The organism is Actinoplanes sp. NPDC049118 (assembly GCF_040648555.1).
GTDB lineage: Bacteria > Actinomycetota > Actinomycetes > Mycobacteriales > Micromonosporaceae > Actinoplanes.
This window is the reverse complement of record NZ_JBEZDY010000005.1, coordinates 220,387-246,955: the sequence shown is the minus strand read 5'-3', so window position 1 is coordinate 246,955 and position 26,569 is coordinate 220,387. Positions and strand designations below refer to the sequence as shown.

The 26,569-nt window shown below is 72.1% G+C and carries 23 protein-coding genes and 1 tRNA gene; 14 read left to right on the top strand and 10 right to left on the bottom strand.

The genetic code is table 11. The features are described 5' to 3' along the window. Positions 1–3: 3 nt before the first annotated feature. Positions 4–1,158: a 4-hydroxyphenylpyruvate dioxygenase gene (hppD, locus tag AB0B58_RS10150; protein WP_360220627.1), complete on the bottom strand. Its 1,155-nt coding sequence runs from the start codon at positions 1,156–1,158 to the stop codon at positions 4–6. Positions 1,159–1,246: 88 nt separating this feature from the next. Between hppD and AB0B58_RS10145 the strand changes: the two genes are divergently transcribed. The 3 genes from AB0B58_RS10145 to AB0B58_RS10135 all read left to right on the top strand — a co-directional run bounded on the left by AB0B58_RS10145 (position 1,247) and on the right by AB0B58_RS10135 (position 4,858). Then, positions 1,247–1,732, top strand: a complete 486-nt coding sequence (locus AB0B58_RS10145) for an Lrp/AsnC family transcriptional regulator (protein WP_360220624.1) — start codon at positions 1,247–1,249, stop codon at positions 1,730–1,732. Positions 1,733–1,794: 62 nt separating this feature from the next. Then, on the top strand, positions 1,795–3,111 hold the full coding sequence (locus AB0B58_RS10140; RefSeq protein ID WP_360220621.1) for a hypothetical protein: 1,317 nt from the start codon (positions 1,795–1,797) through the stop codon (positions 3,109–3,111). A 70-nt stretch (positions 3,112–3,181) separates the two neighbouring features. Continuing rightward, on the top strand, positions 3,182–4,858 hold the full coding sequence (locus AB0B58_RS10135) for a fumarate hydratase (RefSeq protein ID WP_360220618.1): 1,677 nt from the start codon (positions 3,182–3,184) through the stop codon (positions 4,856–4,858). Positions 4,859–4,880: 22 nt separating this feature from the next. On the opposite strand, the gene AB0B58_RS10130 is transcribed toward AB0B58_RS10135, so the two are convergent. After that, positions 4,881–5,120 carry a hypothetical protein gene (locus tag AB0B58_RS10130; RefSeq protein WP_360220615.1) on the bottom strand — a complete coding sequence of 80 codons (240 nt, stop codon included), beginning with the start codon at positions 5,118–5,120 and terminating at the stop codon, positions 4,881–4,883. Positions 5,121–5,278: 158 nt separating this feature from the next. On the opposite strand from AB0B58_RS10130, the gene AB0B58_RS10125 reads away from it, so the two are divergent. Further along, positions 5,279–5,521, top strand: a complete 243-nt coding sequence (locus tag AB0B58_RS10125; RefSeq protein ID WP_360220612.1) for a hypothetical protein — start codon at positions 5,279–5,281, stop codon at positions 5,519–5,521. 5 nt (positions 5,522–5,526) lie between these two features. On the opposite strand, the gene AB0B58_RS10120 is transcribed toward AB0B58_RS10125, so the two are convergent. Beyond that, positions 5,527–6,048, bottom strand: coding sequence for a hypothetical protein (locus AB0B58_RS10120; protein ID WP_360220609.1), 522 nt, complete (start codon positions 6,046–6,048; stop codon positions 5,527–5,529). A gap of 411 nt (positions 6,049–6,459) precedes the next feature. On the opposite strand from AB0B58_RS10120, the gene AB0B58_RS10115 reads away from it, so the two are divergent. The 4 genes from AB0B58_RS10115 (at position 6,460) to AB0B58_RS10100 (ending at position 13,554) form a co-directional block, all read left to right on the top strand. After that, positions 6,460–7,860, top strand: coding sequence for a class II fumarate hydratase (locus tag AB0B58_RS10115; RefSeq protein WP_360220606.1), 1,401 nt, complete (start codon positions 6,460–6,462; stop codon positions 7,858–7,860). Between the two features lie 93 nt (positions 7,861–7,953). Further along, positions 7,954–9,369 carry a cysteine--tRNA ligase gene (gene cysS / locus AB0B58_RS10110; RefSeq protein ID WP_360220603.1) on the top strand — a complete coding sequence of 472 codons (1,416 nt, stop codon included), beginning with the start codon at positions 7,954–7,956 and terminating at the stop codon, positions 9,367–9,369. After that, positions 9,369–10,487, top strand: a complete 1,119-nt coding sequence (gene rlmB, locus AB0B58_RS10105; protein ID WP_360220600.1) for a 23S rRNA (guanosine(2251)-2'-O)-methyltransferase RlmB — start codon at positions 9,369–9,371, stop codon at positions 10,485–10,487. Before cysS ends, rlmB begins: the two co-directional genes overlap by 1 nt. Before the next feature lie 115 nt (positions 10,488–10,602). Continuing rightward, positions 10,603–13,554 carry an Hsp70 family protein gene (locus AB0B58_RS10100; RefSeq protein ID WP_360220597.1) on the top strand — a complete coding sequence of 984 codons (2,952 nt, stop codon included), beginning with the start codon at positions 10,603–10,605 and terminating at the stop codon, positions 13,552–13,554. 60 nt (positions 13,555–13,614) lie between these two features. Here AB0B58_RS10100 and ugpC read toward each other — a convergent pair whose 3' ends face one another. Then, on the bottom strand, positions 13,615–14,700 hold the full coding sequence (gene ugpC / locus AB0B58_RS10095) for a sn-glycerol-3-phosphate ABC transporter ATP-binding protein UgpC (protein ID WP_360220594.1): 1,086 nt from the start codon (positions 14,698–14,700) through the stop codon (positions 13,615–13,617). 173 nt (positions 14,701–14,873) lie between these two features. Here ugpC and AB0B58_RS10090 point away from each other — a divergent pair. After that, positions 14,874–14,947, top strand: a tRNA-Thr gene (locus AB0B58_RS10090). Positions 14,948–15,081: 134 nt separating this feature from the next. On the opposite strand, the gene AB0B58_RS10085 is transcribed toward AB0B58_RS10090, so the two are convergent. Continuing rightward, a complete protein-coding gene (locus tag AB0B58_RS10085; RefSeq protein WP_360220591.1) occupies positions 15,082–15,219 on the bottom strand; it encodes a hypothetical protein in 138 nt (45 codons plus the stop codon). 187 nt (positions 15,220–15,406) lie between these two features. On the opposite strand from AB0B58_RS10085, the gene AB0B58_RS10080 reads away from it, so the two are divergent. Together AB0B58_RS10080 and AB0B58_RS10075 are read left to right on the top strand one after the other, a co-directional pair. Next, positions 15,407–16,492, top strand: coding sequence for a GGDEF domain-containing protein (locus AB0B58_RS10080; RefSeq protein ID WP_360220588.1), 1,086 nt, complete (start codon positions 15,407–15,409; stop codon positions 16,490–16,492). Positions 16,493–16,585: 93 nt separating this feature from the next. Then, complete coding sequence (locus AB0B58_RS10075) at positions 16,586–17,014, top strand: GNAT family N-acetyltransferase (RefSeq protein ID WP_360220585.1); 429 nt, start codon at positions 16,586–16,588, stop codon at positions 17,012–17,014. Between the two features lie 77 nt (positions 17,015–17,091). Here the strand turns inward: AB0B58_RS10075 and AB0B58_RS10070 are convergent, their stop codons facing one another. Beyond that, positions 17,092–17,961, bottom strand: coding sequence for a hypothetical protein (locus AB0B58_RS10070; RefSeq protein WP_360220582.1), 870 nt, complete (start codon positions 17,959–17,961; stop codon positions 17,092–17,094). Between the two features lie 119 nt (positions 17,962–18,080). Here AB0B58_RS10070 and AB0B58_RS10065 point away from each other — a divergent pair, with 119 nt between their 5' ends. Continuing rightward, the gene (locus AB0B58_RS10065; RefSeq protein WP_360220579.1) at positions 18,081–19,865 is read left to right on the top strand and encodes an NAD-binding protein; all 1,785 of its coding nucleotides are present in this window, start codon (positions 18,081–18,083) and stop codon (positions 19,863–19,865) included. Between the two features lie 22 nt (positions 19,866–19,887). On the opposite strand, the gene AB0B58_RS10060 is transcribed toward AB0B58_RS10065, so the two are convergent. Then, the gene (locus AB0B58_RS10060) at positions 19,888–21,093 is read right to left on the bottom strand and encodes a DUF4032 domain-containing protein (protein WP_360220576.1); all 1,206 of its coding nucleotides are present in this window, start codon (positions 21,091–21,093) and stop codon (positions 19,888–19,890) included. A gap of 113 nt (positions 21,094–21,206) precedes the next feature. On the opposite strand from AB0B58_RS10060, the gene AB0B58_RS10055 reads away from it, so the two are divergent. Together AB0B58_RS10055 and AB0B58_RS10050 are read left to right on the top strand one after the other, a co-directional pair. Continuing rightward, positions 21,207–22,607, top strand: coding sequence for a trypsin-like peptidase domain-containing protein (locus tag AB0B58_RS10055; RefSeq protein ID WP_360220573.1), 1,401 nt, complete (start codon positions 21,207–21,209; stop codon positions 22,605–22,607). 15 nt (positions 22,608–22,622) lie between these two features. Next, on the top strand, positions 22,623–23,399 hold the full coding sequence (locus tag AB0B58_RS10050; RefSeq protein WP_360220570.1) for a phosphatase PAP2 family protein: 777 nt from the start codon (positions 22,623–22,625) through the stop codon (positions 23,397–23,399). On the opposite strand, the gene nagA is transcribed toward AB0B58_RS10050, so the two are convergent. From nagA to AB0B58_RS10035, 3 genes are all read right to left on the bottom strand, one after another. Then, positions 23,365–24,465 (bottom strand): N-acetylglucosamine-6-phosphate deacetylase, encoded by a 1,101-nt coding sequence (gene nagA, locus AB0B58_RS10045; protein ID WP_360220567.1) that lies wholly within the window; start codon positions 24,463–24,465, stop codon positions 23,365–23,367. The two genes, AB0B58_RS10050 and nagA, sit on opposite strands and share 35 nt — an antisense overlap. Next, positions 24,462–25,388, bottom strand: a complete 927-nt coding sequence (locus AB0B58_RS10040; protein WP_360220564.1) for an ROK family protein — start codon at positions 25,386–25,388, stop codon at positions 24,462–24,464. Before AB0B58_RS10040 ends, nagA begins: the two co-directional genes overlap by 4 nt. Positions 25,389–25,459: 71 nt before the next feature. Beyond that, on the bottom strand, positions 25,460–26,383 hold the full coding sequence (locus AB0B58_RS10035; RefSeq protein ID WP_360220561.1) for a sugar isomerase: 924 nt from the start codon (positions 26,381–26,383) through the stop codon (positions 25,460–25,462). Positions 26,384–26,569 lie beyond the last annotated feature (186 nt).

Below are 26,569 nucleotides of genomic sequence, written 5' to 3'. Positions count from 1 at the left end.
GTGTTACAGGTTTCCCCGCAGCTCCTGCTCCCGCTCGATGGCCTCGAACAGGGCCTTGAAGTTGCCCTTGCCGAATCCGAGCGAGCCGTGCCGCTCGATCAGCTCGAAGAAGACGGTCGGGCGGTCCTGCACCGGCCGGGTGAAGATCTGCAGCAGGTAGCCGTCCTCGTCGCGGTCGACCAGGATCGCGCGCTTCTTCAGCTCCTCGATCGGCACCCGGACCTCGCCGATCCGGGCACGCAGCTCCGGGTCGTCGTAGTACGAGTCCGGCGTGTCGAGGAACTCGACGCCGGCCGCGCGCATGGCGTCGACGCTGGCCAGGATGTCGTTGGTCGCCACCGCGATGTGCTGCGCGCCCGGGCCGCCGTAGAACTCGAGGTACTCGTCGATCTGCGATTTGCGCTTGGAGACGGCGGGCTCGTTGAGCGGGAACTTGACCTTGCGGGTGCCGTCGGCGACGACCTTCGACATCAGCGCCGAGTAGTCGGTGGCGATGTCGTCGCCGATGAACTCGGCCATGTTGGTGAAGCCCATCACACGGCCGTAGAACGCGACCCACTCGTCCATCTTGCCGAGCTCGACGTTGCCGACGACGTGGTCGACGGCCTGGAAGAAGCGCTTGGGCTGCAGGCCGGCGTCGATGGCGGGCCGCCGGTCGACGATCGGGTCGCGGGCCACGAAGCCGGGCAGGAACGGGCCGTCGTACTTCGAGCGGTCGACAAGCGTGTGGATGGTGTCGCCGTAGGCGGCGATGGCGGCCAGCCTGACGATCCCGTGCTCGTCGCAGACGTCGTGCGGCTCGGTGATGCTGCGGGCGCCCGCGGAGATCGCGTGGGCGTAGGCCCGGTCCACGTCCGGCACGGCCAGGGCGATGTCGCGCACGCCGTCGCTGTGCTTGGTGACGTGCTCGGCACCCGGGGCGCCGGCGTGCACCGCGCCCGTGAGGACGAACCGTGCCGACCCGCTGACCAGCACGTACTCGGCCTGGTCGCGGTAGCCCTGCTCCGGCCCGCGGTACGCCACGCAGGTCATCCCGAAGGCGGTCGAGTAGTAGTGGGCCGCCTGCTTCGCGTTGCCCACCAGGAACTGGAGATGGTCGACGCCCTTGACGGGGAATACGTCGACGGTCTCTTGGGCGGTTTCCATCACCTGCGTCATGTCCAGAGGCTTACTCGTCCCCGCCATGTGGGCAATAGTGGAAATCTTTGCTGGTCAGTATGCGCATTCGGTAGAGTGCACCAGCAACATGGCTGTACAAGATGTTCACCTGGACGCCCTCGACGGCCGGCTGCTCGCGCTGCTCGCCGAGGAGCCGCGCATCGGCGTGCTCGAGCTGTCGCGCCGGCTCGCGGTCGCCCGCGGCACCGCACAGGCCCGCCTCGACAAGCTGACCGCGCGCGGCGCGATCCGCGGCTTCGGCCCGGACGTCTCGCCGGCGGCGATCGGCTACGGCGTGATGAGCTTCGTGACCCTCGAGATCAGCCAGCGGTACGGCCACACCGCCGTCACCACCCACCTGGCCGACATCCCCGAGGTCCTGGAGGCGCACACCATCACCGGCAGCGGCGACCTGATGTGCCGGATCGTCGCGCGCTCGAACGCCGACCTGCAGCGGGTGATCGACACCATCCTGGCGTACGAGGGGATCCTGCGGGCGTCGACGATCATCGCGCTGGCCGAGCAGATTCCCTACCGCACGATGCCGTTGGTCAAGGCCGCAAGCGGCGCATAGTCTATCGACACGGGCTTTTCGGGCTCGTCGTCGAGCCATGTCGATCTCGTTACCGTGTCCGCGTGGCTTCCGGCGGGTCGGCGAAGGGCTACGCGCTGGTCGGCGTCGTGGTCGTCATCGTCCTGGCCACCACCGGGGTGTGGAACCCGTTCCCGAAGATCTGGTCCTGGATCAACCAGAGCGATCCGATCGCCGAGGGCGTCGCCGCCTGGCAGACGACCATCGGCGGATCGCCGCGGAGCGTCACGATCAGCGGCGGCGCGGTCGTCGTCGAGTACCGGACCTCCGTCGAGGCGTACGGGATCACCGCCGGCGTGCAGCTCTGGAAGTCGGACGCCGACTGGGCGGGCGTCGCCGGGGGCGCCAACGACGCGGTGGTCGTCGTCGGGCGGCTGCTGACCAAGGGCTACGAGGTGCTCGACCCGGCCACCGGCGCGGTCCGGCGCCGGGACACCGAGGCAACGGCCGTCTGGACGTACGCCGACGCGGTCCTCGACCTGCGCTGCCCCGGTGCCGGCGAGTGTGAGCTCAGCGCCTGGGAACCGCGCGGCAACCGGCCGATGTGGACGATCGCGGCGCCCGGCATCGGCTTCGTGCTCAACGCCTCGAACCCCGACCTGCCCGACACCCAGCCGCTCACCTCGTCGCGGTTCGCCGACGGCGCGGCCGGGCCGAGGCCGCTGCCCAGCCTCATCGGGCTGCCCGGCGACGGCCGGATCCAGGTGATCGACACCGCGCAGGGCCGGGTCGTGCAGACCCGCACGCCGGGCCGGGACCAGCGCGTCACCGTGGTCGGCGGCCGGGTGCTCACGGTCACCGGCGAGGCGCGCGACGGCACCTGCTACTACGGGGTCGTCGCGCACGACCCGCCCAACGGGCAGGCGGTGTGGCGCCGTGACGGGCTCAACCTGCGCACGGCCGACAACGGCTCGGCCTGCAAGCAGGAGCGGGACCCGGCCGGCGGCCACGACGTCGTGCTCGGCGTCGACCCGGTCGGCCGGCAGGAGCTGATCGCGGCGCACGACGGGCGGATGCTCTGGCACGGCGACAAGGGGCAGACCGTGCTCGCCGTCGACGACTCGTACGCGCTCATCCGCAGCTCGGACAAGGCGACCCTGGCGGCCCGCTCGTTCGGCCGCGGCCGGGTCGGCTGGCGCCGGTCGATCGGCGCCGGCGCGCAGGCGGCGCTGACGCCGTACGCGGCGGTCGTGGCCGAGGCGAAGCCGCAGAGGGTGGTCGCGATGAGCCCGCGGAGCGGCGCCGTGCTGACCGAGGCGCGTACCGATGCGAAGGTCTTCGCGGTCGGCCCCGGCGGCATGATCCTGGTCTCTGGACGGGACATGGCCTACCTTCCGTTCGGCGGCTCGCCCGCCGGTTGATCGAACCGGTATCCGGGTGTGACCCGGTGGGTTCGCGCCTGGTGCACGGGCTGGCCTAGGCTTGCCCGTCATGAGCAGAGCCGCCGCTTTCTCGTATTCGCCGCTGTTGCCGCAAAATGACGACCTGACCGAGTACCGACTGGTCTCGGACGAGGGCGTCGACGTCGTCGAGGGGCCCGGCGGCCGACGGTTTCTCACCGTCGACCCGAACGTGCTGACGCTCCTCACCGCCGAGGCGATGCACGACATCGCCCACTTCCTGCGCCCCGCGCACCTCGCCCAGCTGCGCGCCATCATCGATGATCCGAAGGCCTCGCCGAACGACCGCTTCGTCGCCCGGGACCTGCTGCGCAACGCGAACATCGCGGCCGGTGGCGTGCTGCCGATGTGCCAGGACACCGGCACGGCGATCGTCATGGGCAAGCGCGGACGGCACGTGCTCACCGACGGCACCGACGAGCAGGCCATCGCGCTGGGCGTCTACCAGGCGTACACCCGCCTGAACCTGCGCTACTCGCAGCTCGCGCCGCTGACGATGTGGGACGAGCGCAACACCGGCTCCAACCTGCCCGCGCAGATCGAGCTCTACGCCGAGGACCCGGGCGGCCAGCCGGACGCCTACAAGTTCCTCTTCATGGCCAAGGGCGGCGGCTCGGCCAACAAGTCGTACCTCTACCAGGAGACCAAGGCGCTGCTGAACCCGGCGCGGATGATGGCGTTCCTGGACGAGAAGCTGCGGCTCATCGGCACGTCCGCGTGCCCGCCGTACCACCTGGCCATCGTGATCGGCGGCACCAGCGGCGAGTACGCCCTCAAGACCGCGAAGCTGGCCAGCGCCAAGTACCTGGACAACCTGCCGCGCACCGGCTCGATGACCGCGCACGGCTTCCGCGACGTCGAGCTCGAGGCGGCCGTACTCGAGCTGACCCGCGACTTCGGCATCGGCGCGCAGTTCGGCGGCCGGTACTTCTGCCACGACGTCCGGGTGATCCGGCTGCCGCGGCACGGCGCCTCCTGCCCGGTCGCGATCGCGGTCTCCTGCTCGGCCGACCGCCAGGCGCTCGCGAAGATCACCCCTTCCGGCGTGTGGCTCGAACGCCTCGAACCGGACCCGGCGCGCTTCCTGCCGGATGTCACCGACGAGTCGCTGGAGACCGACGAGGTCGTCCGGGTCGACCTCAACCGGCCGATGGCCGAGATCCGCGACCAGCTGAGCAAGTACCCGGTCAAGACCCGGCTGTCGCTGACCGGCCCGCTGGTCGTCGCCCGCGACATCGCGCACGCGAAGATCGCCGAGCGCCTCGACGCGGGCGAGCCGATGCCGCAGTACCTGCGCGACCATGCCGTCTACTACGCCGGCCCGGCCAAGACGCCCGAGGGCTACGCGTCCGGCTCGTTCGGCCCGACCACGGCCGGCCGGATGGACGCCTACGTGGAGAAGTTCCAGGCCGCGGGCGGCTCGCTGGTGATGCTGGCCAAGGGCAACCGTTCCGGCCAGGTGACGAAGGCCTGCCAGAGTCACGGCGGCTTCTACCTCGGCTCGATCGGCGGGCCGGCGGCGCGGCTCGCACAGGACTGCATCCGGCACGTCGAGGTGCTGGAGTACCCCGAGCTGGGGATGGAAGCGGTCTGGAAGATCGATGTCGAGGACTTCCCGGCGTTCATCGTCGTGGACGACAAGGGTAACGACTTCTTCGCCGAGGTCACCCGCCCCAAGAACGTTCTCCAGGTCGGCAGCAAGCCCTAGCGCCGCGGCCGCCGGGGCGCGATCACGATGCGTCCCGGCCGGGCCAGACGATCAGCAGGCGGCGGACCCGGGTCGCGCGGACCACGGTGTCGGCCACCGCGTCGAAGGTCGGGTGCTCGGTGGGGCCCGCGCCGGCCAGGTTGAGGGTCCAGCCGCGGGCGTGCCGGTGTGCGAAGGCCACCGGCCGGTCGGCCAGCGCGCGGGGTGCGTCCCCGTCCCGGAACGAGACGGCCAGGTCGGATTCGGTGCCGGGTGCGGTCACGGGCGGTTCGACCTCCCGGGGTCGATCAGGGCTCCTGTCGGAAGCCGCCAACGGGTGCCCCACACCGTAGTGCCATGTGGCCTCGCTGTTAACCCGTGGGAGGCCATCTGCGCCGGTTCTCGCGTGGCCTCACACTGCCGGGTGCTTGACTCGCTGGCGTGCTGAGTGACCTTGAGGCTGCGGCGCGTGCCTACCAGGCCGCCCAGGACGCCGTGACCGAGGCGCAGCAACGTGTTGCCGAGGCCCGCGCGGAGGTTCCCGCCGCCCGGGAGCGCCTGGGCCAGGAGATCGTCCGGGCCACTCTCGCCGGCGCCCGCCAGGTCGACGTGATGGCCGCCTCGGGCTACTCGAGGGAACAGGTACGCCGGATCCTGCGCGCCGCGGGCGTCGAGGCCGGGTAACGGGCTCAGGTGGCGCAGAGGCCCGCAACCGGGTCCATCCAGTCCGGCATCTTCGCCACGAGGGTCTTGTTCAGATCCGTCGTGGTCTTGACCTTGTCGAAGAGGGCCTTGTCCGCGGCGCTCTTGGAGAACTTGGTCGCCGAGATCGCCCCCGCCTCCTTGAGGTCGGGATCCTCGGCCTTCGAGGTCGCCTTGCGGATCTTCTCGCCGACCTCCTTGAGCTCCTTGCTCGCCGCCTTGCGCGCCTGCTCGGCCTCGTCGGCCTGCTTCGCCTCCTTGTAGGCGATCATCCGGCCCATCGCGGTGCCGAACTCCGCCACGTCCGCGTCGAAGATCTTGTCGAGCGCGGTGCAGACCGTGCGGGTGTTCGCGTAGTAGTTCGGCGCCGCGACGGTGGTCGCCGGCGTCGTCACTTCCACCGCGGGCGCCTCTGCGACGGTCTCCGTGTCGCCGTCGCCGCCGCTGCTACACGCGGCTCCGGTGAGGAGCAGGCCGCACAGGGAAACGGCGAGGAGGGCGCTTCGCATGACAGAGATCCTGTTCGTCGGGGGGCAAACCCTTCGCGACGATACGTTCCACCCCGGGTGGCGTCCAACCGGGTGCAATCCGCCATACGCGAACAGCCCGCCCGGGACCTTGCCCCGGGCGGGCTGAACACCCCCGTTACGAGCCGTTCCGCTCCGTCTGGGGCGATGCGGGAAACATCCGGAGCGGAACGGCCTGCATCACAGAGTGGGTGACGACGCTCTCGTTTCGCTGTCGATCCACTCTCGCCGCCACGGTGCAGGGCGATCTCGCACAGCGCATCGAGAATCGCCGCCTCGAGGGGTCGTTCCGCAGCTACCAGGGCGAGGCGTCGACGTCGAGCGGCGGCCGGCGGAGCTGGACAGTGGCACGGATCGACTGCGTTCCCGGGGCGACGGGGGCAGGATGGAATCGTGACGACGACTGACGAGAGCGGTTACCGGATCGAGCGCGACACGATGGGCGAGGTCCGGGTGCCGGCCGACGCCCTGTGGCGGGCGCAGACCCAGCGGGCGGTGGAGAACTTCCCGATCTCCGGGCGCGGGATCGAGCCCTCGCACATCCGTGCGCTGGCCCAGATCAAGGGGGCGGCCGCGCAGGTCAACGCCGCTCTGGGCGTACTGGATGGCGATGTGGCGACGGCGATCATGACCGCCGCCGCGCACGTCGCGCACGGGGGTTACGACGACCAGTTCCCGATCGACGTCTTCCAGACCGGCTCGGGCACCTCGTCGAACATGAACGCCAACGAGGTCATCGCGACGCTCGCGTCGCGTGAACTGGGCCGGACGGTGCACCCGAACGACCACGTCAACGCCTCGCAGTCCAGCAACGACGTCTTCCCCTCGTCGATTCACCTGGCCGCCGCCGAGGCCGTCACCAGCAACCTCATCCCCGCCCTGGACCACCTGGTGGTCGCGCTGAGCGCGAAGGCGAACGACTGGTCGGAGGTGGTCAAGGCCGGCCGGACGCACCTGATGGACGCGACGCCGGTCACCCTCGGACAGGAGTTCTCCGGGTACGCGGCGCAGGTGCAGAACGGCATCGACCGGCTCACCGACTCGCTGCCGCGGCTCGCCGAGCTGCCCCTCGGCGGCACCGCGGTCGGCACCGGGGTCAACACGCCGCCCGGCTTCGCCCCCGCCGTCATCCTGCTGCTGAGGAAGGTGACCGGGCTGCCGCTGAGCGAGGCGCGCAACCACTTCGAGGCGCAGGGCGCCCGGGACGCCCTGGTCGAGACGTCCGGGCAGCTGCGGGTCGTCGCGGTCAGCCTCTACAAGATCGTCAACGACATCCGCTGGATGGGTTCGGGCCCGCGCGCCGGCCTGCGTGAGCTGCGCCTGCCCGACCTGCAGCCGGGCTCGTCGATCATGCCGGGCAAGGTGAACCCGGTCGTGCCCGAGTCGGTGCGTCAGGTGGCCGCGCAGGTCATCGGCAACGACGCGGCCGTCGCGTTCGCCGGCAGCCAGGGCGACTTCGAGCTCAACGTCATGCTCCCGGTGATGGCCCGCAACCTGCTGGAGTCGATCAAGCTGCTGGCCAACGCGGCGCGGATGCTCGCGGACCGGTGCATCGACGGTCTCGAGGTCAACGACGAGGTCGTCCGCGGGTACGCCGAGGGCTCGCCGTCGATCGTCACGCCGCTGAACCGGTATCTCGGTTACGACGAGGCGGCCGCGATCGCGAAGCAGGCGCTGAAGGAGGACAAGACCATCCGGGCCGTGGTGATCGAACGGGGTCACGTCGCCAGCGGAGTCCTGAGCGAGGAGGACCTGGACGCGACGCTCGACGTGCTGCGGATGACCCGCCCCTGACCGGCCCCGGCCGCCAGGCCTGTGGATGAGCCTGTGGATAACCCGCCCGCGGGCGGGACGCTACTTGGTCGCGGCGGTCGGTACCCTTGTACGGTGACGCTCCGTCTGCATGACACCGCGACCCGATCCGTCCGGGACTTCGTCCCGATGACGCCCGGTCAGGTCGGCATCTACCTGTGCGGTCTCACCGTGCAGTCGATACCGCACATCGGGCACCTGCGTTCCGCCGTCAACTATGACGTGCTGCGCCGCTGGTTGCTGCACATCGGCCTCGAGGTCACCTTCATCCGCAACATCACCGACGTCGACGACAAGATCCTCGTGAAGTCGCTGGAGACGGGCCGCCCCTTCTGGGCGATCGCGTACGCGAACAAGCTCGTCCTCGACGCCGACTACCGCTCGCTCAACGTGCTGGCGCCCACCTACGAGCCGCTCGCCACCGCGCACATCACCGAGATGCACGAGTTGATCGGCGAGCTGATCGAGCGCGGGCACGCCTACGAGTCGGCCGAGGGCAACGGCGACGTCTACTTCGACGTGCCCAGCTTCAAGGAGTACGGCTCGCTCTCCGGTCAGCGGCCCGAGGACATGCTCTCCGCCGGCGGCACGCCCGAGCGGGGCAAGCGGCACCCGGCGGACTTCGCCCTGTGGAAGGGCGCCAAGGCCGACGAGCCCGGCGACGCCTCCTGGGCCTCGCCGTGGGGCCGCGGCCGGCCCGGCTGGCACATCGAGTGCTCCGCGATGGCCCGGCGCTACCTCGGCGCCGAGTTCGACATCCACGGCGGCGGCCTCGACCTGACCTTCCCGCACCACGAGAACGAGATCGCACAGTCCCGCTCCGGCGGGCTGCCGTTCGCCCGCTACTGGGTGCACCACGCGCTGCTCAATCTCGGCGAGGCCAAGATGAGCAAGTCGCTGGGCAACGTCATCGACGTGCAGGCCGTGCTCGCCATGGGCATCCGGCCGGTCGAGCTGCGCTACTACCTGGGCGTCCCGCACTACCGCTCGCGCATCGACTACTCCGACGACGCGATGCGCGAGGCCGCCACGGCGTACCGCAGGATCGAGGGCTTCGTGCAGCGGGCCGTCGAGGTCGTCGGTCCCGGCCGCCCGAAAGAGGTGCCGCCGGCGTTCGCCGCGGCGATGAACGACGACCTCAACACGTCGGCGGCGCTGGCCGTCGTGCACGACACGATCCGCGAGGGCAACACCGCGCTGGCCGCGAGCGACGAGACCGGCGTCCGCGCCGCGCTGACCGAGGTGCGCGCCATGCTCGGCGTACTCGGCCTCGACCCGCTCGACCCCGCGTGGCACGAGGGCGAGAACGGCGGCGACCTGAGGCCGATCGTCGACTCGCTGGTCGCCCTCGCACTCGATCAACGCGCGCAGGCGCGGGCACGCAAGGACTGGGCGGCGGCCGACTCGGTCCGCGACCAGCTCAAGAACGCGGGAGTTCAGGTGGAGGACACTCCGGCCGGGCCGCGCTGGACGGTAGGAGAGCAGCACTGATGCCGGGAAATTCCTTCAATGTGAGCAAGCGCGTCACCGCCAAGAAGGGCGCGTCGGGCGGGTCCGGCGGCAAGAACAGGGCGGGACTCAAGGGCCGGGGCAAGACCCTGCCGGCCGACGAGCGCCCGTGGCACAAGGGCTACTCGGGCACCGAGAAGCTTCCCGAGAAGACCGCCCGCAAGCAGGACAAGGAGCGGCGCGCCGCCGCCGCCGAGGGCCGGGCGCCCAAGGTCGGCATCCCGGGCAGCAAGGACACCACCTGGGGCCGGGGCGGCGGACGCGGCACCGGCCGGCCGGCTCCGCAGCGCGGCGGCCGGGTGCAGGGCCGCAGCGGCCCGAGGGTGGCACCGGGGCGCCGCTCGAACCCGACCAAGGAGGGCCCGGAGCTGCTGCTCGGCCGCAACCCGGTGACCGAGGCGCTGCGCGCGTCGATCCCGGCGACGGCCCTCTACCTGGCGCAGGGCATCGACATCGACGACCGGATCACCGAGATCGTCCGGACGGCCGGTGACCGGGGCATCCCGATCCTGGAGATCAGCCGGCTCGAGCTCGACCGGATGACCGGCGGAGTCCTGCACCAGGGCGTCGGCCTGCAGGTCCCGCCGTTCGCGTACGAGAACTTCGACGACCTCGTGGCCGCTGCGATGGAGCAGACCGCGCCGCTGCTGGTCGCCCTCGACGGCGTCACGGACCCGCGCAACCTGGGCGCCGTGATCCGTTCGGTGGCCGCGTTCGGCGCGCACGGCGTCTTCATGCCGGAGCGCCGGGCGGCCGGCATCACCGCGACCGCCTGGCGCACCAGCGCCGGCGCGGCCGCGCGGGTGCCGGTGTCGCAGGTGGTCAACCTGACCCGGTCGATCAAGGCCGCCCAGCAGGCCGGTTTCACCGCGATCGGGCTGGACGCGGACGGCGAGACGGACCTGTACCAGCTCGAGGCCGCGGTCGGCCCGCTGCTGGTCGTGGTCGGCTCCGAGGGCCGCGGCCTGTCCCGCCTGGTCGGCGAGACCTGCGACCTGCGGGTGAGCATCCCGATGATGTCCGAAGTGGAGTCGCTGAACGCCAGTGTCGCCGCCGCGGTCACCCTGGCCGAGGTCGCCCGCCGCCGCATCTACGGGTAGGCGCGCCCTGCCTGTAACGTGACGGGCCGGGTCAGCGGTGGCGGAGGTTGCGGGGCATGACCGACTGCACCGAGCGCAGCGAGGGCCAGGAGGGCATGCCAAAGGTGGTGGAGTCATGACCGACGGCTTTGTGCTCGGCGTCGACCTGGGCACCTCGCACACGGTCGCGATGCTGCGCTGGCCGGACGGCCGCACCCGGCCGCTGCTCTTCGACGGCCAGCCGCTGCTGCCGTCCGCCGTCTATCTCGACACGACGGGCCGGCTGCACGTCGGCCGTGACGCGGTCCGCCTCGGCCAGGCCGAGCCGGGCCGCCTCGAGCCGAACCCGAAGCGGCACGTCGACACCGAGACGGTGCTGCTCGGCGACGCCGAGGTGCCGACGGCCGACCTGCTGGCGGCGCTGCTCGCCGCGGTGGCCCGCGAGGCCGTCGCCGCCACGGGCTTTCTGCCGCCCGCGGTGCTGACCTGTCCGGCGGCGTGGGGGTCGCGCCGCCGGGGGGTGCTGACCACCGCCCTGGCCCGCGCGGGCTGGCCGCCGGCGACGCCGCTGATCGCCGAGCCGGTCGCGGCGGCTCGCTACTTCGCGGACGTCCTGCGCCGCCCGGTGCCGGTCGGTTCGGCGCTCGCAGTCTTCGACTTCGGCGGCGGCACGCTGGACATCGCCGTCGTCCGCAACGAGGGGCTCACGCCGCAGGGCCAGCCCCGTTTCGCCGTCGCGGCCTCCGGCGGCATCGACGACCTGGGCGGCCTCGACCTCGACGCGGCCCTGGTCGCGCACCTCGGCGCGACGCTGGAGAAGGACGAGCCCGCCGCCTGGGCCGCGCTGACCGATCCGGTCACGCTCGCGCAGTGGCGGGCCCGGCGGCAATTCTGGGACGACGTACGCGGGGCGAAGGAGATGCTGTCCCGCACGGCGCTCGCCCCCGTGCCGGTGCCCGGCGTGGAGCACGCGGTGCGACTGACGCGCGACGAGTTCGAGGCGGCGGCCGGAGCGTTGCTGCGCCGCGGGGTGGCCGAGGCGGGCTCGGTGCTGCGGGCCGCGGGCCTCGACCCGGCCGACCTGGCCGGTCTGTTCCTGGTCGGCGGCTCGTCCCGGGTGCCGCTGGTGGCGCGCCTGCTGCACAGCGAGCTGGGCATCGCGCCGACCGTCCTGGAGCAGCCCGAGCTGCCGGTCGCCGAGGGCGCCATCATCGCGGCCGCCGCGGCCGGGCAGGACCCGGGCGACGAGCCGGCCGACCCGATCCCCGCCTCGAGCGTTGCGCCGGCCGAAGTCGCCGCCCCGGCCGCGGGCGCGATCCCGGCCGCCTCGGAGGGGGCGAGGACGCCGGCCGAGGCGATGCGGGCGGCCGCGGTTCCCCCGGCGACGGACACGATGGCGCACGCCGGCCCGGCCCGGCCGTCCGGGGCCGCCGACCCACCCGCGGGCCGGCAGACACCCGCGAGCGGCAACGGAGCGGCACCACCGGCGGCCCGGCCGGCCGGCGCCCCGCCTGCCCAGGCCGGCGGGGGCGAGCCGAGCTATGCCGAACCCGTCGATCCCTGGGCCACAGGGGAGGCGGCCGCGTTCGGCGGCGCGGGCGGGCCGGTCCTGCACCCGGTCTCTGGCGCACCGCACCCGGGCGCACCCACGTCCCCCGCGCCGGTGTCGCCGCACGCCGAGCCGTGGCTGGCCTCGACGCAGCCCGAGCCCACGCCGGCGCTCCCCGCGTACCGGAAAAAGGGTCTCTGGATCGTCGCGGCGGGGACCGCCGCGGTGCTCGGGATCGCCGCGACCGCCGTCGTGCTGCTCTGGCCCGGCTATCCCGCGCTGGACTACCGGCCGCTCACCGATGAGCACCGGATCGCGCCCGTCGCGCCCGTCACCTCCGCGTTCAGCGCGACGGCCCTGCGCGGCGGGCGAGCCTACTTCGCCGGCGCCGACGACAACGGGACGCTCGGCGTCGTCGCGGCCGCCACCGGCAGCGGCGCGAAGGCCTGGAGCAGCGTCGAGGCCGGGGCCGCCACCCGCTGGGAGTCCTTCTTCACGGTGCCGGACGCGGTGGTCGCGATAACCGACAGCGACTCGGTCACCAGCACCCGGCGCATGGTGCTGCTCGACCCCGGCAAGGGCCGCAAGATGTGGGACCGCACGGTCGGCCGCGACGACGGCGTCGTCTTCGCCGGGGACAAGGTCGTGCTGGTCGACCGGACGGAGAACAGGCTCGTCGGGCTCGAGGTCCGTGATCGGGGCAAGGTCGGCTGGGAGCTGAAGAGCCCCAGCACCGAGTACGGCGTGACGACCACCAAGGTCGTCGCGGCGACCACCGACGCCGACCTCGCCGGGCCCGCGACCGCGACCGGGGTGCCGTTCGCCGAACCGCTCGACGACGACGAGCGGATCGTGCAGATCGGCGCCGACCGGTCCGCCCGGGTCATCGACGCGTCGACCGGTGACGTGACCGCCGGGCCGCGGCAGAGCGTGGCCGAGCCGGCCGACGAGGTCGTCGCACACGACGGCCGGCTCGTCGTGGCCGAGTCCGGCGACTCACACCGGATCGTCGCCTACGACCTGGCGAAGCTCGACGAGCCGCGGGTGCTCTACACGGCGCCGAACGCGAACATCCGGTTCGGCCACCTGACCGCGTGCGGCGCCGACCGGATCTGCGTGGTCGAGACGACCGGGTCCGACGCCAAGTCCGCGCAGGTGGTGGCGATCGACGCGGCCGGGAAGGGCGACGTGTGGCGCCGGACGGTCGCGGACGTCGACGGGCTCGTCCCGGTCGGCGAGGCCGTGCTCGCGACCCAAAACACGTCGCCGGAGCAGACCAGCCTGCTCGACGCCGAGGGCCGGGTGGCGTGGACGCGGGGCGGGGTCGTTGGCCGGCTCGACGGCGGCAACATGCTGCAGTTCTCGAAGGCGCTCTCGACCCTGGCCGACGACCCGGCGCTCGCGGGCGAGCACCTCGGCGACGACCCCGTACCGCTCGGCGCGCTGGACGGGGTCCGGTCGTCGACCTGCTCGTGGGACACGACCCACCTGGCCTGCGTCGCCGACGAGGACTTCGTCATCCAGCGCTTCGCCGACTGAGACCGGGCATGGAGAAGGGCGGCCCCCACGCGGGGAACCGCCCTTCGCCTGTTGCCTGACTCAGATCCGCTGGCCGCTGGTGGCGTGGAAGACGTGCACCTGGTTGGTCTGCGGCTTGATGAACACGGTCTCGCCCATGGTCGGCATCGAGCGCCGGTCGGTGCGGACCACGAACCGCTCCGAGCCGCCGTCGAGGGCCGCGTGGCCGTAGACGTTGGCGTCCGAGCCGAGGTCCTCGACCAGGTCGACGACGATCGGCAGGCCGCCCTCGGTCGGGGAGACCAGGTCGGTCGCCTCGGGCCGGAAGCCGATGGTCACCTTGCCGCCGCCGTCGTTCGCCGCCGCGACCTGCTCGCGGGTCAGCGGAACGGCGAGTTCGGCGAACGCCGCACCCGACTCGGTCAGCGGGACGGTCTTGAGGTTCATGGCCGGGGAGCCGATGAAGCCGGCGACGAAGACGTTGCCCGGGTTGTCGTACAGCACCCGCGGGGTGTCGCACTGCTGCAGCACGCCGTCGAGCATGACCGCCACCCGGTGACCCATCGTCATGGCCTCGACCTGGTCGTGGGTCACGTAGACGGTGGTGATGCCCAGCTTGGCCTGCAGCGTCGCGATCTGCGACCGGGTCTGTACGCGGAGCTTGGCGTCGAGGTTCGACAGCGGCTCGTCCATGAGGAACACCTGCGGCTCACGCACGATCGCACGGCCCATGGCGACGCGCTGGCGCTGGCCGCCGGAGAGCGCCTTCGGCTTGCGGCTCAGGTACTCGTCCAGCTGCAGCAGCTGGGCGGCCTCCTTGACCCGGCGGTCGATCTCCGACTTGGGGGTCTTGCGCAGCTTCAGGGCGAACGCCATGTTCTCGTACACCGACATGTGCGGGTACAGGGCGTAGTTCTGGAAGACCATCGCGATGTCGCGGGACTTCGGGGGGAGGTTCGTGACGTCCTTGCCCTGGATGAGGATGCGGCCGCGGTCCACGTCCTCGAGGCCGGCGAGCATCCGCAGGCTGGTGGACTTACCGCAGCCGGAGGGGCCGACCAGGACCAGGAACTCGCCGTCGCCGATCTCGAGGTCGAGCTCGTTGACCGCGGGGCGCTCCTGTCCGGGATAGATCCGGGAGGCCTTCTCATAGGTGACCGTAGCCATGGTGAATCGACTTCCTTTCCACCGGCAGGAACGTGCCGGACGATCCGAGTGGGAGGAACAGCGTGGGCAAGCCACACGCCCGCCACCGTAAGGCTTTTTTCCGGAACTGCCAAGGTCGCGCCTGGCAAAGGGCGTTCCGCCTGCCGGTTGGCATGCCGGTATGCTGATCGCGCGCCCCTGTAGCTCAGTTGGCCAGAGCACCTGTCTTGTAAACAGGATGTCGTCGGTTCGATTCCGACCGGGGGCTCAGGGAAAGGCCCTAACCAGCGCAGACGCCGGTCAGGGCCTTATATCTATCGCTGTGGTTTGAACCGCCCCCGAAAACCCCCCGATAACGCCCGCGGACGCACCGGCCGCAAGCGGCTCCCGGGCAACGCGGACTCAGAGCCTGAAGGCCGCGACCAGGGTGTTCAGTTCGCTGGCCATGCGGGCCAGGTCGGTGGCGGCGCTCTGGGAGCGGTTGACGCCCTCGGCGGTGGAGTTGGCGGCCGCGGAGGCGTCGGCGACGTTGCGACCCATCTAGGCGGTCGTGGCGCTCTGCTGGGCCACGGCCGGGCTGATGAGTGCGGCGGTGGTCTTCCTCGTCACCGTTCGACGGTCCTGACACCGCGGGTGGCGCAGCTCGGGGTGTGGCGCGTCACACGCGGGGCCGGTGTGCGCCGGCGAATCTCTCATGCTCGGGCCGCGCCGGCCGATCCGAGTTCCTGTGACCGCCCGCCCAGACCCGTCCCTGCTGCGGCGACGCCGCGCCATCGAGGGGATCACCTTCATCTCGCGCGGCAGCGGCCTGCTCGCCGCGGCGCTGTTCCTCGCCCGCTGGTTCGGTATGCCGGCCCCAGCCGCGGAAGACCGTCGGCTCATCGTGGTGTGCCTGGCCGGTATCGCCGTGATGGCAGTGCTCAACGTGTTCGCGTTGATCAACTTCCGGCACCTGGACGGTCCGCGTTATGCCGTGCTGAGCGCCTGCCAGGTGGCCGGCGACATCCTGCTCATGAGCGGCATCGTCCTCTGGGTTCAGGTGGACGGCCAAATCACCATCTGGCCGGGCCTGATCGTTCCTATCGTTGCCGGTGCCCTGCGGCACCGGCTGCGGGGCGCGCTGATCGCCTGGGCTGCCACCTCTGCCGCGTTCGCCGGCACGGTGATCACCCTCGGCGATGACGCCGTACGCGCCGGGGATCTGCTGTTCGCGATCGCCATCCCGCTGTTCGTCGCGGTGCTCAGCGGCACCCTGTCGTCCGCCCTCGCCCGCCAGGCCGGGGAGCTGCACGCCCTGCGCACGGCGCTGCGGCATCAGGCCGCACGCGACGGTCTCACCGGCCTGCCGAACCGGGCCCAGCTCGCCGAGTACGCCGACGGGCAGGCCGGCCGGGAGATCGCCGTGCTGCTCATCGAGCTGAACGGCTTCAAACAGGTAAACGACACCCTCGGCCACGCCGCGGGCGACAGCCTGCTGCGCGAGGCGGGCCACCGGCTGAGCACCAACCTGCGCGTCAGTGACATGGTCGGCCGGATGAGCGGCGCCGAGTTCGTCGTGCTCCTGCCGGACACGGACCCGACCGCGGCCGCCGAGGTCAGCGCCCGGCTTTACGCCGAGATCGGTCGTCCGATGTACCTCGACGGCCAGGTGGTCTCGGTGGGCGTCACCATCGGTGCGGCCCACCGGCCCGGCGGCGACGCGGCAGGCCTGACGGCGCTGACGGCCGCGGCGAACGCCGCCATGCCCCGAGAGAGGATCTCCGGGGCTTCCGCAAGCGAGGCGCGCCGCGTGCCGTCGCTGTCTACCACCTGATCGAGCCTGGACTCGTAGCGACGGGCGATTCCGGCCGGGGGCTCCCAAACACCCTGAAAAGAATTTTCCCGTCCTTCCGCCTAAGGTGTCGCCATGCGCATCGAGCGGGTCGTGGACGCCGCGGCCGTGCACCGTGCCGCCGACCTTTTCGACGAGCCGCCGCTGGCGGCGGCGACCGAGAAATTCCTCACACATCCGGACCACCATCTGCTCTTCGCCTACGACGGCGACCGGGCGGTCGGCATGATCTCCGGGGTCGAGATGACCCATCCGGACAAGGGCACGGAGATGTTCATCTACGAGCTCGGCGTGGCGCCCGCCGCCCGGCTGCGTGGTGTCGGCACCGCGCTCGTCCGGGCGCTGGGCGACGTCGCCCGCGAACGCGGCTGCTACGGGATGTGGGTCGGCACCGAGCCCGACAACGAGGCCGCGCAGGCCACCTACCGCCGGGCGGGCGCTACCGAGGAGGCCCCGTTCGTGCTGCTCAACTGGGACCTCGTCCCGGGAGATCAGGCCTCCTGACGCCGGCCGCGGCCGGGCGGTTCGAAACGCGTCGAGCCCGCACCGGACGCACCGGGGCGGGCTCGACATCGCACGACCTACTTGAAGTCCTCGTCCACGCCCGCGATCGGCCGGCCGCCCCCGGAGAAGGACCGCTTGTCGCCGCCCGCCTCGTTGTCGATCGGCTCCTCGTGCACCCGCGGGTCCCTGACCGGCTCGTCGATGGCCGGGTCGACGGTCGCCGGGTCGACGGTCGCCGGGTCTACCGCCGTGCCGCCCGCCGGCATGCCGGTCACGACATCGTCGGCGTCGCCGGCCCGGTCCTTGTCCTTGCCCTTGTCCTTGTCTTTGTCCTTGTCCGGCACCTCGTTCGCCGGCAGCAGGCCGCCGAGGCCGCCGAGCAGTGGCAGCCCGCCGTCGAACAGCGCCGACTCCCTGGGCGCACCGGCGGCCGGGAGCAGCCCGCCGCCGAGCAGGCCCCCGCTGAGCAGACCGCTCGGGATGAGGCTGGTCAGGTTGCCGGTCGGCAGGCCGCCGGCAGCCTGTCGACCGGCCGTCGCGCCGCCGGCGGACGTCGCACCGCGGGCCATCCCGGCGACGGACGTGCCACCGCGGGTCAGGCCGCCCACCGGCACGCCCGCGGGGACCAGCCCCGCGCCCTGCGCCCGGCCGTCCGGCTCGGCGACCCCCTGCAGAAGGCCGGTGTTCCTCGGCATCATGTCCGAAAGGGACCCGAGACCCTGAAGATCGGCGGAGTTCTGGCCCGGCTTGATGTTCATCAGCTGGTTGGCGCCGCCCAGCGGGCTCTCCAGGTTGAGGCTGCCGGCCGGGTCAAGCCCGATACCCCGGCCGTCGGCCGAGTTCACCAGCCCATCGGTCTGTACGGGAACCAGGTCCGCCTGCGCGGGTGCCGCGCCGAGCAGCAGGACGCCGCCGACCACCGCCCCGGCGTAGAACCACTTGCGCATCGATCTCCTCCTGCAGAAATTCGGACGAAACGTTCGGAAAGGGCAACGAATGGCCTCCGTGGAGGGTTCGGGGGGCGACGGGTTCAAGCCGTGGTGATCACGTGGCTACGATGCGGTCCATGGCCGCCGACCCCAATCGCGAACCTTCCGGTCGCGCGTTCGTGTCCCGGCTGCGGCGCAACGCCGACGGCCGGCCGCACTTCGTGATCTGTGGCGCGGACTCGCTCGTCTACACCGTCGCCGAGGAGCTGGCGAACGCCGGCCACCGGATCCGGCTCACGGTGATCATCCCGTCCACCCTGCGCGAAGACGTTCCCGACCTGGCCACCCTGCGCGGCGTGCGGGTCGTGCGCGCCGACCGCCTCGACGAGCGCACGTTCCGCGCCGCGGGGCTCGCGGGCGCGGCCGCCCTGGGCCTGGTGATGCCCGACGACGTGGTGAACCTGCACGCCGCGCTCTGCGCCCAGGCCGTCGAGCCGGACCTGCGGCTGGTCATCCGGATGTTCAACACCGGCCTCGGGTACGGCGTGCGCCGGCTCTTCGCCGACTGCGCGGTCCTCTCCGACGCGGCGATGGCCGCACCGGCGTTCGTGGCGGCCTCGCTGGGCGAGGTCGCACCGACCCACCTGCGACTCGCCGGCCGCACCCTGTACGTGGCGCGCCGCGGCGAGGTCAGCCCGGACCGGTTGGTCTGCGCCCTGACCGCAGCGGACGGTGCCGGCCGCATCGACGTCCTGCCCGCGGATCCGCCGCCCGGCGCGCAGCAGCCGACGGATCTGGTGCTCGCCGAGGCGTCCGGCCGTCCCGCCGCCCAGGTGGTCGACGCGCAGCGCCGGATCCGTGCCCGCCGGCGCCGGCGGCCGGTGCGCGTGATGGGCCGCGCGCTGCGGGCCGCGCTGAGCCGCAAGCTGGGCGTCGCGGTGCTGGTCACCCTGGTCGTCACCGTGGTGTCGGGCGCGGTGCTGGTGCACGCCGACCCGGTCAGCGGCTTCTGGCGGTCGATCTACGTGACGCTGCTGACGGCGGTCGGTTCGTCCGATGTGGAGATCGAGCGCAACAGCGTTGCGCAGGCCGCCCAGCTGGTGCTGACCATCGCCGGACTCGCGCTGCTGCCACTGATCACGGCGGCGGTGGTCGAGGGCATGGTGAACGCCCGGCTCGAGCTCAACAGCGGCAGGGGCGCCGCGCAGCACGAGGACCACGTGGTGGTCGTCGGCCTCGGCAGCGTCGGCACCCGGGTGCTGCGCCAGCTCAACGACCTGGGAGTCGACGTGGTGGCGATCGACCGCCGGGCCGACGCCCGTGGCTCGAAGGCCGCGCAGCAGCTGGGTGTGCCGTTCATCGTCGGCGACGCGGCGCTGGAGGAGACGCTGCGCTCGGCGTCGATCGCCACCAGCAAGGCGCTGGTGGTGGTCTCCACCGACGACGTCACCAACCTGCAGGCCGCGCTGAACGCCCGCGCCGTCCGCCCGGATCTCCGCGTCGTGCTGCGGCTCTTCGACGACGACTTCGCCCAGCGGGTGCAGACCGCCTTCAACATCAACATCTCGCGCAGCGTTTCCCGGCTGGCCGCGCCGACCTTCGCGGCGGCGATGCTGGAGCGCGAGGTGCTCGCCACCATCCCGGTCGACCGGCACGCGCTGCTGGTCGCCGGGGTGCGGGTCTACGCCGGTTCACCGCTCGACGGGCTGCCGCTGAGCCAGGCCGACCGGCCGCTGAGCGTACGCGTGATCGGCCTGGCGTCGGCCGGCTCGGAGTGGGTGGACTGGACCCCGGACCACCGCCGGGTGCTGGCGACCGGTGACCGCATCATCATCGTGGCCCGCCGCGCGGGCCTGCGCGCCCTGGTCGAGCAGGCCAGCCCGCCGGCAGACCTGACGGGGCCGGCGGAGGAGCCGGCCTGAGGACCGTCCCGCGCCGGGCGGGTCAGAGCGCGCTCACCTCGAGGCCCAGGACGGCCTGCTCGTCCGGCTTGTGTGCCAGCACGTCGGTCAGATAAGACTGCACCGCGGGTGCCATGCCGACGTCGCGTCCGGCCTGTTCGGACAGCAGCCACTTGTGCTGGATGATCTGCGAGAAGATCTCCTGCGGCTCGAGCTTGCGGCGCAGGTGCGTCGGCACCGCGCGGACCACCGGCTCGAAGACCTCGGTGAGCCAGCGGTGTGCCGCCTGCTGCTCGTCGGTCAGGTCCGACTCCGCGCGGTAGGCGTCCAGGTCGTTGAGCAGCTGCCGGGCCTGGTTCTCCTCGGCGTCCAGGCCGGTCAGGCGGAGCAGCCGGCGGGTGTGGTAACCGGCGTCGACCACCTTCGGCCGGACCCGGTAGCCGCCGTCCACCGTGGACATCGCGACCTCGGCGACGTCGAAGCCCAGGTCGTTGAGGCGCCGGATGCGGCCCTCGATGTCGTGGCGGGCGTCGCGGGCGACCTCCTGCTCGTACGTGACCTCGTGCCACAGCCGCTCGTAGCGGGCCACGATGTCGTCGACCACCGACTCCGGGTCGATCGCCTCGTGCAGCAGCTCGGCGGCCTGCAGGTCCAGGCACTCGCCGAAGATGTTCAGCCGCAGGATCTCGATGTCCTCGCTGCGCTGGCCCTCGGAGAGCCGGGGGTGCAGGTTGCCCGTCTCGGCGTCGACCAGATAGGCCGCGAACGCGCCCGCGTCGCGGCGGAAGAGCGTGTTGGACAGCGAGCAGTCGCCCCACGAGAAGCCGGTCAGGTGCATGCGGACGATCAGCGCGGCGAGCGCGTCGAGCAGCCTGTTCATCGTCTCGGGCCGCAGCGTGTGCGAGAAGAGCGCCCGGTACGGCAGCGAGAACTGGAGGTGCCGCGTGATCAGCACGGTCTCGAGCGGCTCGCCCGCGTCGTCCACCCGGTCGGTGACGACGGCGACGGCCTCTACGGCCGGGAAGTCGATCCGCTCGAGGGCGCGGAGCAGGTCGTACTCCCGCTCGGCTATCCGTTCCCGGGTCTCCTTGAGGGCGTAGACGGTGTCGTTGAGTTTGACGAACCTGACGATGTGCCGCGAGATGCCCTGCGGCAGCGCGACCAGGTGTGAGGCGGGCCACTCCTCGAGCGGCACGCTCCACGGCAGGTCCAGCAGCGCCGGGTCGACTAGGGCGGACGTGATTCGCACGAGGCCCAGTGTGCACGTTCCGCACGGCGCGTCGCTGCCGCACGTGGTTCGTTACACAGAAGCGAGATAGACGGATTGTTTCTTATGTCGGTGGTGTGATCAGAGGGGCGGGAGTGAATTTGCGACGCGTGGTGAGCATCGTCGTCGGGGCGGGTGCTGCCCTGGCACTGGCCGGCACGGTCGGTGCGGCGGCATGGAGGTTCTCGACGGACGAGGTTCGCCCGGTCGGTTCCTGGCAGGAGGCGGCGGGCTCGCCCGGTGACCCCGGCGCGGTGCGGCAGCCCGCGGCCGCGACCGGCGGAAACGGTTCTCCCGGCGGCGCACCGGCCGCCGGGCCGTCATCCGGGAAGCCCGCGGCGAAGTCCTCGTCGCCGGCACCGGGCACGACCGGCCCGGCGGTTCCCGAGTCCGCGACGGGCCCGGGCGGCGAGGGCCGCCAGAAGGTCGGCGAGCTGCTCAAGATTGACAAGCTGCTCGGGTACGGCGCGCCGAAGCGCGAGGTTCTGCACTATCCGTCAGCGTCGTACGTGAAGGTCCACTTTAGTCGCATGACGATGCTGCCGGGCGACTATGTGACGGTCTCGGACCCCGAGGGCGAGGAGTCCTACCGGTACGACGCGCCGAAGCTGCTCGAAGGCGTCACCGACACCGGCAGGTGGGCCATGTCGATCACCGGCGACACCGCGGTGGTCGAGGTGCACCGCGGCGGCGGCGATCTGGTCGGCTCGGTGCTCGGCGGGCTCGGGGTGAACGTGGACCAGGTCGCCCGCGGCTACTCCCGCAAGGAGCAGGCCCGGATCCCGTCGGAGGGTCTCGCGCGGCCGGGTCGCACCGGCGACGAGGAGTCCATCTGCGGCAGCGACACGAGCAAGGACGCGGTCTGCTACCGCTCCGCCGACCCGGTGGCGTACACGCGGTCGAAGTCGATCGCGCGGCTGCTGATCAACGGCACCGAGCTCTGCACCGGCTGGCGGGTCGGCACCAAGAACCGGATGCTGACGAACAACCACTGCTTCGACAACTCGGCCGCCGCGTACGAGACCGAGGTCTGGTTCAACTACCAGTGCGCCACGTGCGGCGGGTACGACGTCTTCAAGCCGACAAAGGTCTGGGGCGACAAGGTGCTCGCCACCGAGCACGTCCTCGACTACACGCTCTTCACGGTGAGCAACTTCGCCACGGTGCAGAAGTTCGGCTACCTCACCCTGGACACCGTCGTGCCGGCCCGCAATCAGGAGCTCTATGTGCCGCAGCACCCGGCCGGCGAGCCGACCCGGATCGCCGGGCGCCTCGGGGAGCCGGCGGGCACCTGCGCGGTGGTCGACCCGGCGTTCGACGGGTACGCGCAGAACTCCGACGTGTCCTACTACTGCGACACCGAGGGCGGATCGAGCGGCAGCCCGGTGCTCTCCCGCAAGACCAACAAGGTGGTGGCGCTGCACCACTTCGGCGGCTGCCCGAACTCGGGGGTCCGCGCTGACCTGCTCAACAACAGGCTCAAGTCGTATCTCTGACGTACCGTGTGCGCCATGCTCATGCCCGTACGGCCCCGGGGCTGGTGGTTCGACGCCGCCCTGCTCGCCGGCTTCGTCGCGCTGACCGTGGCGCTCGCCCGCGGCCACCTGCTCACGCTCGACCTGCAGGTGGCCGCCTGGGTTGATGATCACCGTCCGGCGCCGCTGGGCATGACGTTGCGGGTGTTCAACTACCTGGGCCAGGGCGGCCAGGTGCTGATGTCGACCTCGATCCTGCTGGCCGGGCTGGTGGCCTGGCGGAGGCGTTCGGTGCGCCCGCTGCTGGTGATCGTGGCCGCATTCCTGGTGACGTCCGCGACGATCGGCCCGCTGAAGATCTGGCTGGACCGCGCGGCACCGCACTTCAAGGGCCCGGACCCGGAGATCCTGTTCAACCCGGCCGCCGCCGGCCCGCTGGCCATGAGCTACCCGTCCGGGCACGTCGCCAACGCGGTGGCCTGGTACGCCGTCATCGCGCTGCTGGCGAGCGCGCTGCTGCGGTCGCTCGACCGGCCGCCGCTGTCGCCGCGCGCCTACACGGCCCTGCGGGTGCTGCCACCGGCGATCGTGTTCTTCACCACTACCTACCTGGCATACCACTGGATCACCGACTCGGTGGCGGGGCTGCTGCTGGGCCTGATCCTGGCCCGCCTGCTGACCCGGATCCCGTGGGACGCCATCCCGCTGCCGCGCCTGCCGAACGGCGTCGACCGGCCCGCCGGGCTCGACCGCCCGGTGGTCGCGGGGGAGCAGGCGGTCAGACCCAGGCGCCTGCGCGCATCACGCGCCTGACCGTCAGGTCCGGGCGCAGGACGACCAGATCCGCGCGGAGGCCGGCCTCCAGCGCGCCGACCTGATCCGCCAGGCCCAGCGCGCGGGCCGGCGTCGTCGACGCCATCGCCGAAGCCGTCGTCAGGTCGAGGCCCGCGCCCACCGCCCGCCGGAACGCCTCGTCCATCGTCAGGGTGCTGCCCGCGATCGAGCCGTCCCGGACCAGCCGCGCCACCCGGTCGGCCACCGCCACGGCCTGGCCGCCCAGTTCGTACTCGCCGTCGGGCATGCCGGCCGCGTCCATCGCGTCCGTGATCAGCGCCGCGCGGTCCGGCCCGGCCGCCTGCGCCGCGAAACGCAGCATCCCGTCGTGCAGGTGGATGCCGTCGGCGACCAGCTCGCAGACGATCGAGGGGGAGCTCAGCAGCGCGACGATCGGGCCCGGCTCGCGATGGTGCGCCGGGCGCATGCCGTTGAACAGGTGCGTGCCGACGGTCGCGCCCGCGGCGACACCGGCCAGGGTCTGCTCGTACGTCGCGTCGGTGTGCCCCAGCGCCGCGACGACCCCGCTGCCGACCAGCAGGTCGACGGCGGCCAGGGCGCCGGGCAGTTCCGGGGCGATGGTGACCATGCGGACCGCGCCGTCGCCGAGCTTGATCAAGGCGGTCAGCTCCTCCAGCGACGGATCGCGGAGGTACGCCGGGTTCTGCGCCCCGCAACGGGCGTGCGACAGGTACGGCCCCTCGAAGTGCAGCCCGGCGATCGCGCCGTCGACGACCAGCGGCAGGTACGCCGCCGTGGCGTCGCGCATCAGCTCGTACGGGGAGCTGACCAGGCTGGCGAGCATCGTCGTGGTGCCGTGCCGCAGGTGGAAGGCGGCGGCCGCCCGGGCGGCCGCCGGGTCACCCTGGGTGAAGGTGTGCCCGCCGCCGCCGTGGCAGTGCAGGTCCACGAAGCCCGGGACGATGATGTCGTCGCCCGCGGTGCCCTTCGCCGAGACGGACAGAATCGTCGGCCCGTCCACCTCGACGTACCCGGGCACGACCGCACCGGGCCGGACGACGCGGCCGCTGATCTTCTCCGTCAAGAGGGTGCTCCCAGGCTGTCGAGCGCGAGCAGGGCCGCGCCGAGGCAGCCCGCGGTGTCGCCGAGCGCCGCGCGCACGATCCGCGGCATCCGGTGGAACGTGATCCGGGCGTCCAGCGCGGTCCGCAGCGGCGCGAGCAGTTCCTCGCCGGCCTGGGCGAGCCCGCCGCCGAGCACGACGATCCCGGCGTCGTAGAGGGCCTGCGCGGTGAGCAGCCCGTCCGCGAAGGCCTCGACCGCCTCGGTCCAGACGGAGTTCGCCAGCTCCTCGCCGGCGGCGGCGCGGGTGGCCACGTCGAACGCGGTGACGCCCTCGATGCCCGACAGCTCCACGTAGCGCCGGCCGACCGCCGAGGCCGAGGCCACCGACTCGAGGCAGCCGCGGCCGCCGCAGCCGCAGCGCGGCCCGCCCGGCCGGACGATGACGTGCCCGACCTCGCCGGCCGCGCCGTGTGCGCCGCCGAAGGCCCGGCCGTCGACGACGTGGGCGGCGGCGATGCCGGTGCCGATGGCGATGAAGAGCACGTTGCGCTGGCCGAGGCCGGCGCCGAGGCGCGCCTCGGCCATCCCGCCGACGCGGACATCGTGCCCGAGCGTCGCGGGCACTCCCAGCCGCGCCGACACCAGGTCGCGCAGCGGCACGTCGCGGAATCCGACGTTGCTGGACCAGACGGCGGTGCCGGTCTCCTCGTCCACCACGCCGGGCACCGCCACCCCGGCGGCGACCGGCCGCAGTCCGTCCGCGCGGGCGCGGTCGGCCAGGCCGGCGGCGATGTCGAGGATGTTCCCGGTGACCGCCTCGGGCCCACGGGCGGGCAGCGTCGGATGCCGCTCGGCGTGGTGCACCGCGCCGCCGGGCCGCACCAGGGCGCATTTCATTCCGGTGCCGCCGACATCCAGCGCCACCACGACCTCGTCGCTCACGGTCCTACCCTTCTGTCAGCGCATGCCGGGATCGACGCCGCGCTGCGTCAGGTGGTGCCGTCGTGCGGTCGTCACGGCAGGACGACCGAGCGGGTGAGATTGCGGGGATGGTCGGGGTCGAGCCCCTGGCTGGTGGCGAGCAGCACGGCGACGCGCTGGGCCACGACCAGGTCCGCCATCGGGTCGAGCGGTGCCCGGCCGCCGCGCCAGTTGCCGAGGGCGGCGTAACCGCCGTTGTAGCGGCTGTGCACGAACGCGGCCCCGGTCGCCTCGACGTCGTCGGCCAGGCCGGCCGGTATGTCGCCGAACGCCCACACCACGCGGCCCGGCGAGGCGATGGAGATGGGGCCGTGCCGGTAGTCCATCGCCGGGTACGCCTCGGCCCACCACATCGCGGCCTCGCGGCACTTGAGCGCCGCCTCCTCGGCGAGCCCGATGGTCCAGCCGCGGCCGAGGAAGGTGATCTGCTGGGCCAGCGCGGGGTGCACGGGCATCGGCAGCCGGACCGCGACCTCGGCGTCCGCGGCGATCGGCTCCAGGTCCGTCCCGAGGTGGGCCCGGAGCAGGGCGAGCGCGCTCGTGGCGAAGCGGGTCTGCACCACCGAGAGTTCGTCGGCGAAGTCGAGGACGATCGCGTCGCGCGCCACCGTGGCGGCCGGCTCGGTGCCGTCGGCGGTGATCACCGTGGTCGGCGTCCGGCCGTCGAGGGCGTCGAGCAGGTCGATGACCTCGGTCGTGGTGCCGGATCGGGTGATGGTGACGACCCGGTCGTAGTTGCGGCCCAGCGGGAACTCGGACGCCTGGAACGCGTCGGTCTCGCCCCGGCCGGCCTGCTCGCGCAGCGCGGCGTAGGCCTTGGCCATGAACCACGAGGTGCCGCAGCCGGCGACCGCCACCCGCTCGCCCGCCGCGGGCAGGCCGGGCGAGCCGGCCAGCTTGGCCGCCTGAAGCCAGCAGTCTGGCTGGCTGGCGATCTCCACCTTGACGTGACTCATGGCAGTATTCCCTCAATCGCCTGCGCAGATGCGCTCGGTTCGCCGCTATTTCGAGCGTCATTCTGCTTCGAAGCTCTGCGCGTCCGCAACCACCGTAGCGTGTTCGCGCAGGCACTCTCTTTGCTTCGCGACGTTTCGCGCACTAATGTGCACACTCTTATCACGAAACGTGCAGCAGGGAGCTCG

Excerpts from the sequence above, each read along its gene's own strand:
- rlmB (WP_360220600.1), top strand. The coding sequence starts at position 9,369 with ATGCCGGGAAATTCCTTCAATGTGAGCAAGCGCGTCACCGCCAAGAAG.
- AB0B58_RS10100 (WP_360220597.1), top strand. The coding sequence starts at position 10,603 with ATGACCGACGGCTTTGTGCTCGGCGTCGACCTGGGCACCTCGCACACG.
- AB0B58_RS10135 (WP_360220618.1), top strand. The coding sequence starts at position 3,182 with ATGAGCAGAGCCGCCGCTTTCTCGTATTCGCCGCTGTTGCCGCAAAAT.
- AB0B58_RS10075 (WP_360220585.1), top strand. The coding sequence starts at position 16,586 with ATGCGCATCGAGCGGGTCGTGGACGCCGCGGCCGTGCACCGTGCCGCC.
- AB0B58_RS10050 (WP_360220570.1), top strand. The coding sequence starts at position 22,623 with ATGCTCATGCCCGTACGGCCCCGGGGCTGGTGGTTCGACGCCGCCCTG.
- AB0B58_RS10065 (WP_360220579.1), top strand. The coding sequence starts at position 18,081 with ATGGCCGCCGACCCCAATCGCGAACCTTCCGGTCGCGCGTTCGTGTCC.
- AB0B58_RS10035 (WP_360220561.1), bottom strand. The coding sequence starts at position 26,383 with ATGAGTCACGTCAAGGTGGAGATCGCCAGCCAGCCAGACTGCTGGCTT.
- hppD (WP_360220627.1), bottom strand. The coding sequence starts at position 1,158 with ATGACGCAGGTGATGGAAACCGCCCAAGAGACCGTCGACGTATTCCCC.
- AB0B58_RS10085 (WP_360220591.1), bottom strand. The coding sequence starts at position 15,219 with ATGGGTCGCAACGTCGCCGACGCCTCCGCGGCCGCCAACTCCACCGCC.
- ugpC (WP_360220594.1), bottom strand. The coding sequence starts at position 14,700 with ATGGCTACGGTCACCTATGAGAAGGCCTCCCGGATCTATCCCGGACAG.
- AB0B58_RS10120 (WP_360220609.1), bottom strand. The coding sequence starts at position 6,048 with ATGCGAAGCGCCCTCCTCGCCGTTTCCCTGTGCGGCCTGCTCCTCACC.
- AB0B58_RS10145 (WP_360220624.1), top strand. The coding sequence starts at position 1,247 with ATGGCTGTACAAGATGTTCACCTGGACGCCCTCGACGGCCGGCTGCTC.
- AB0B58_RS10070 (WP_360220582.1), bottom strand. The coding sequence starts at position 17,961 with ATGCGCAAGTGGTTCTACGCCGGGGCGGTGGTCGGCGGCGTCCTGCTG.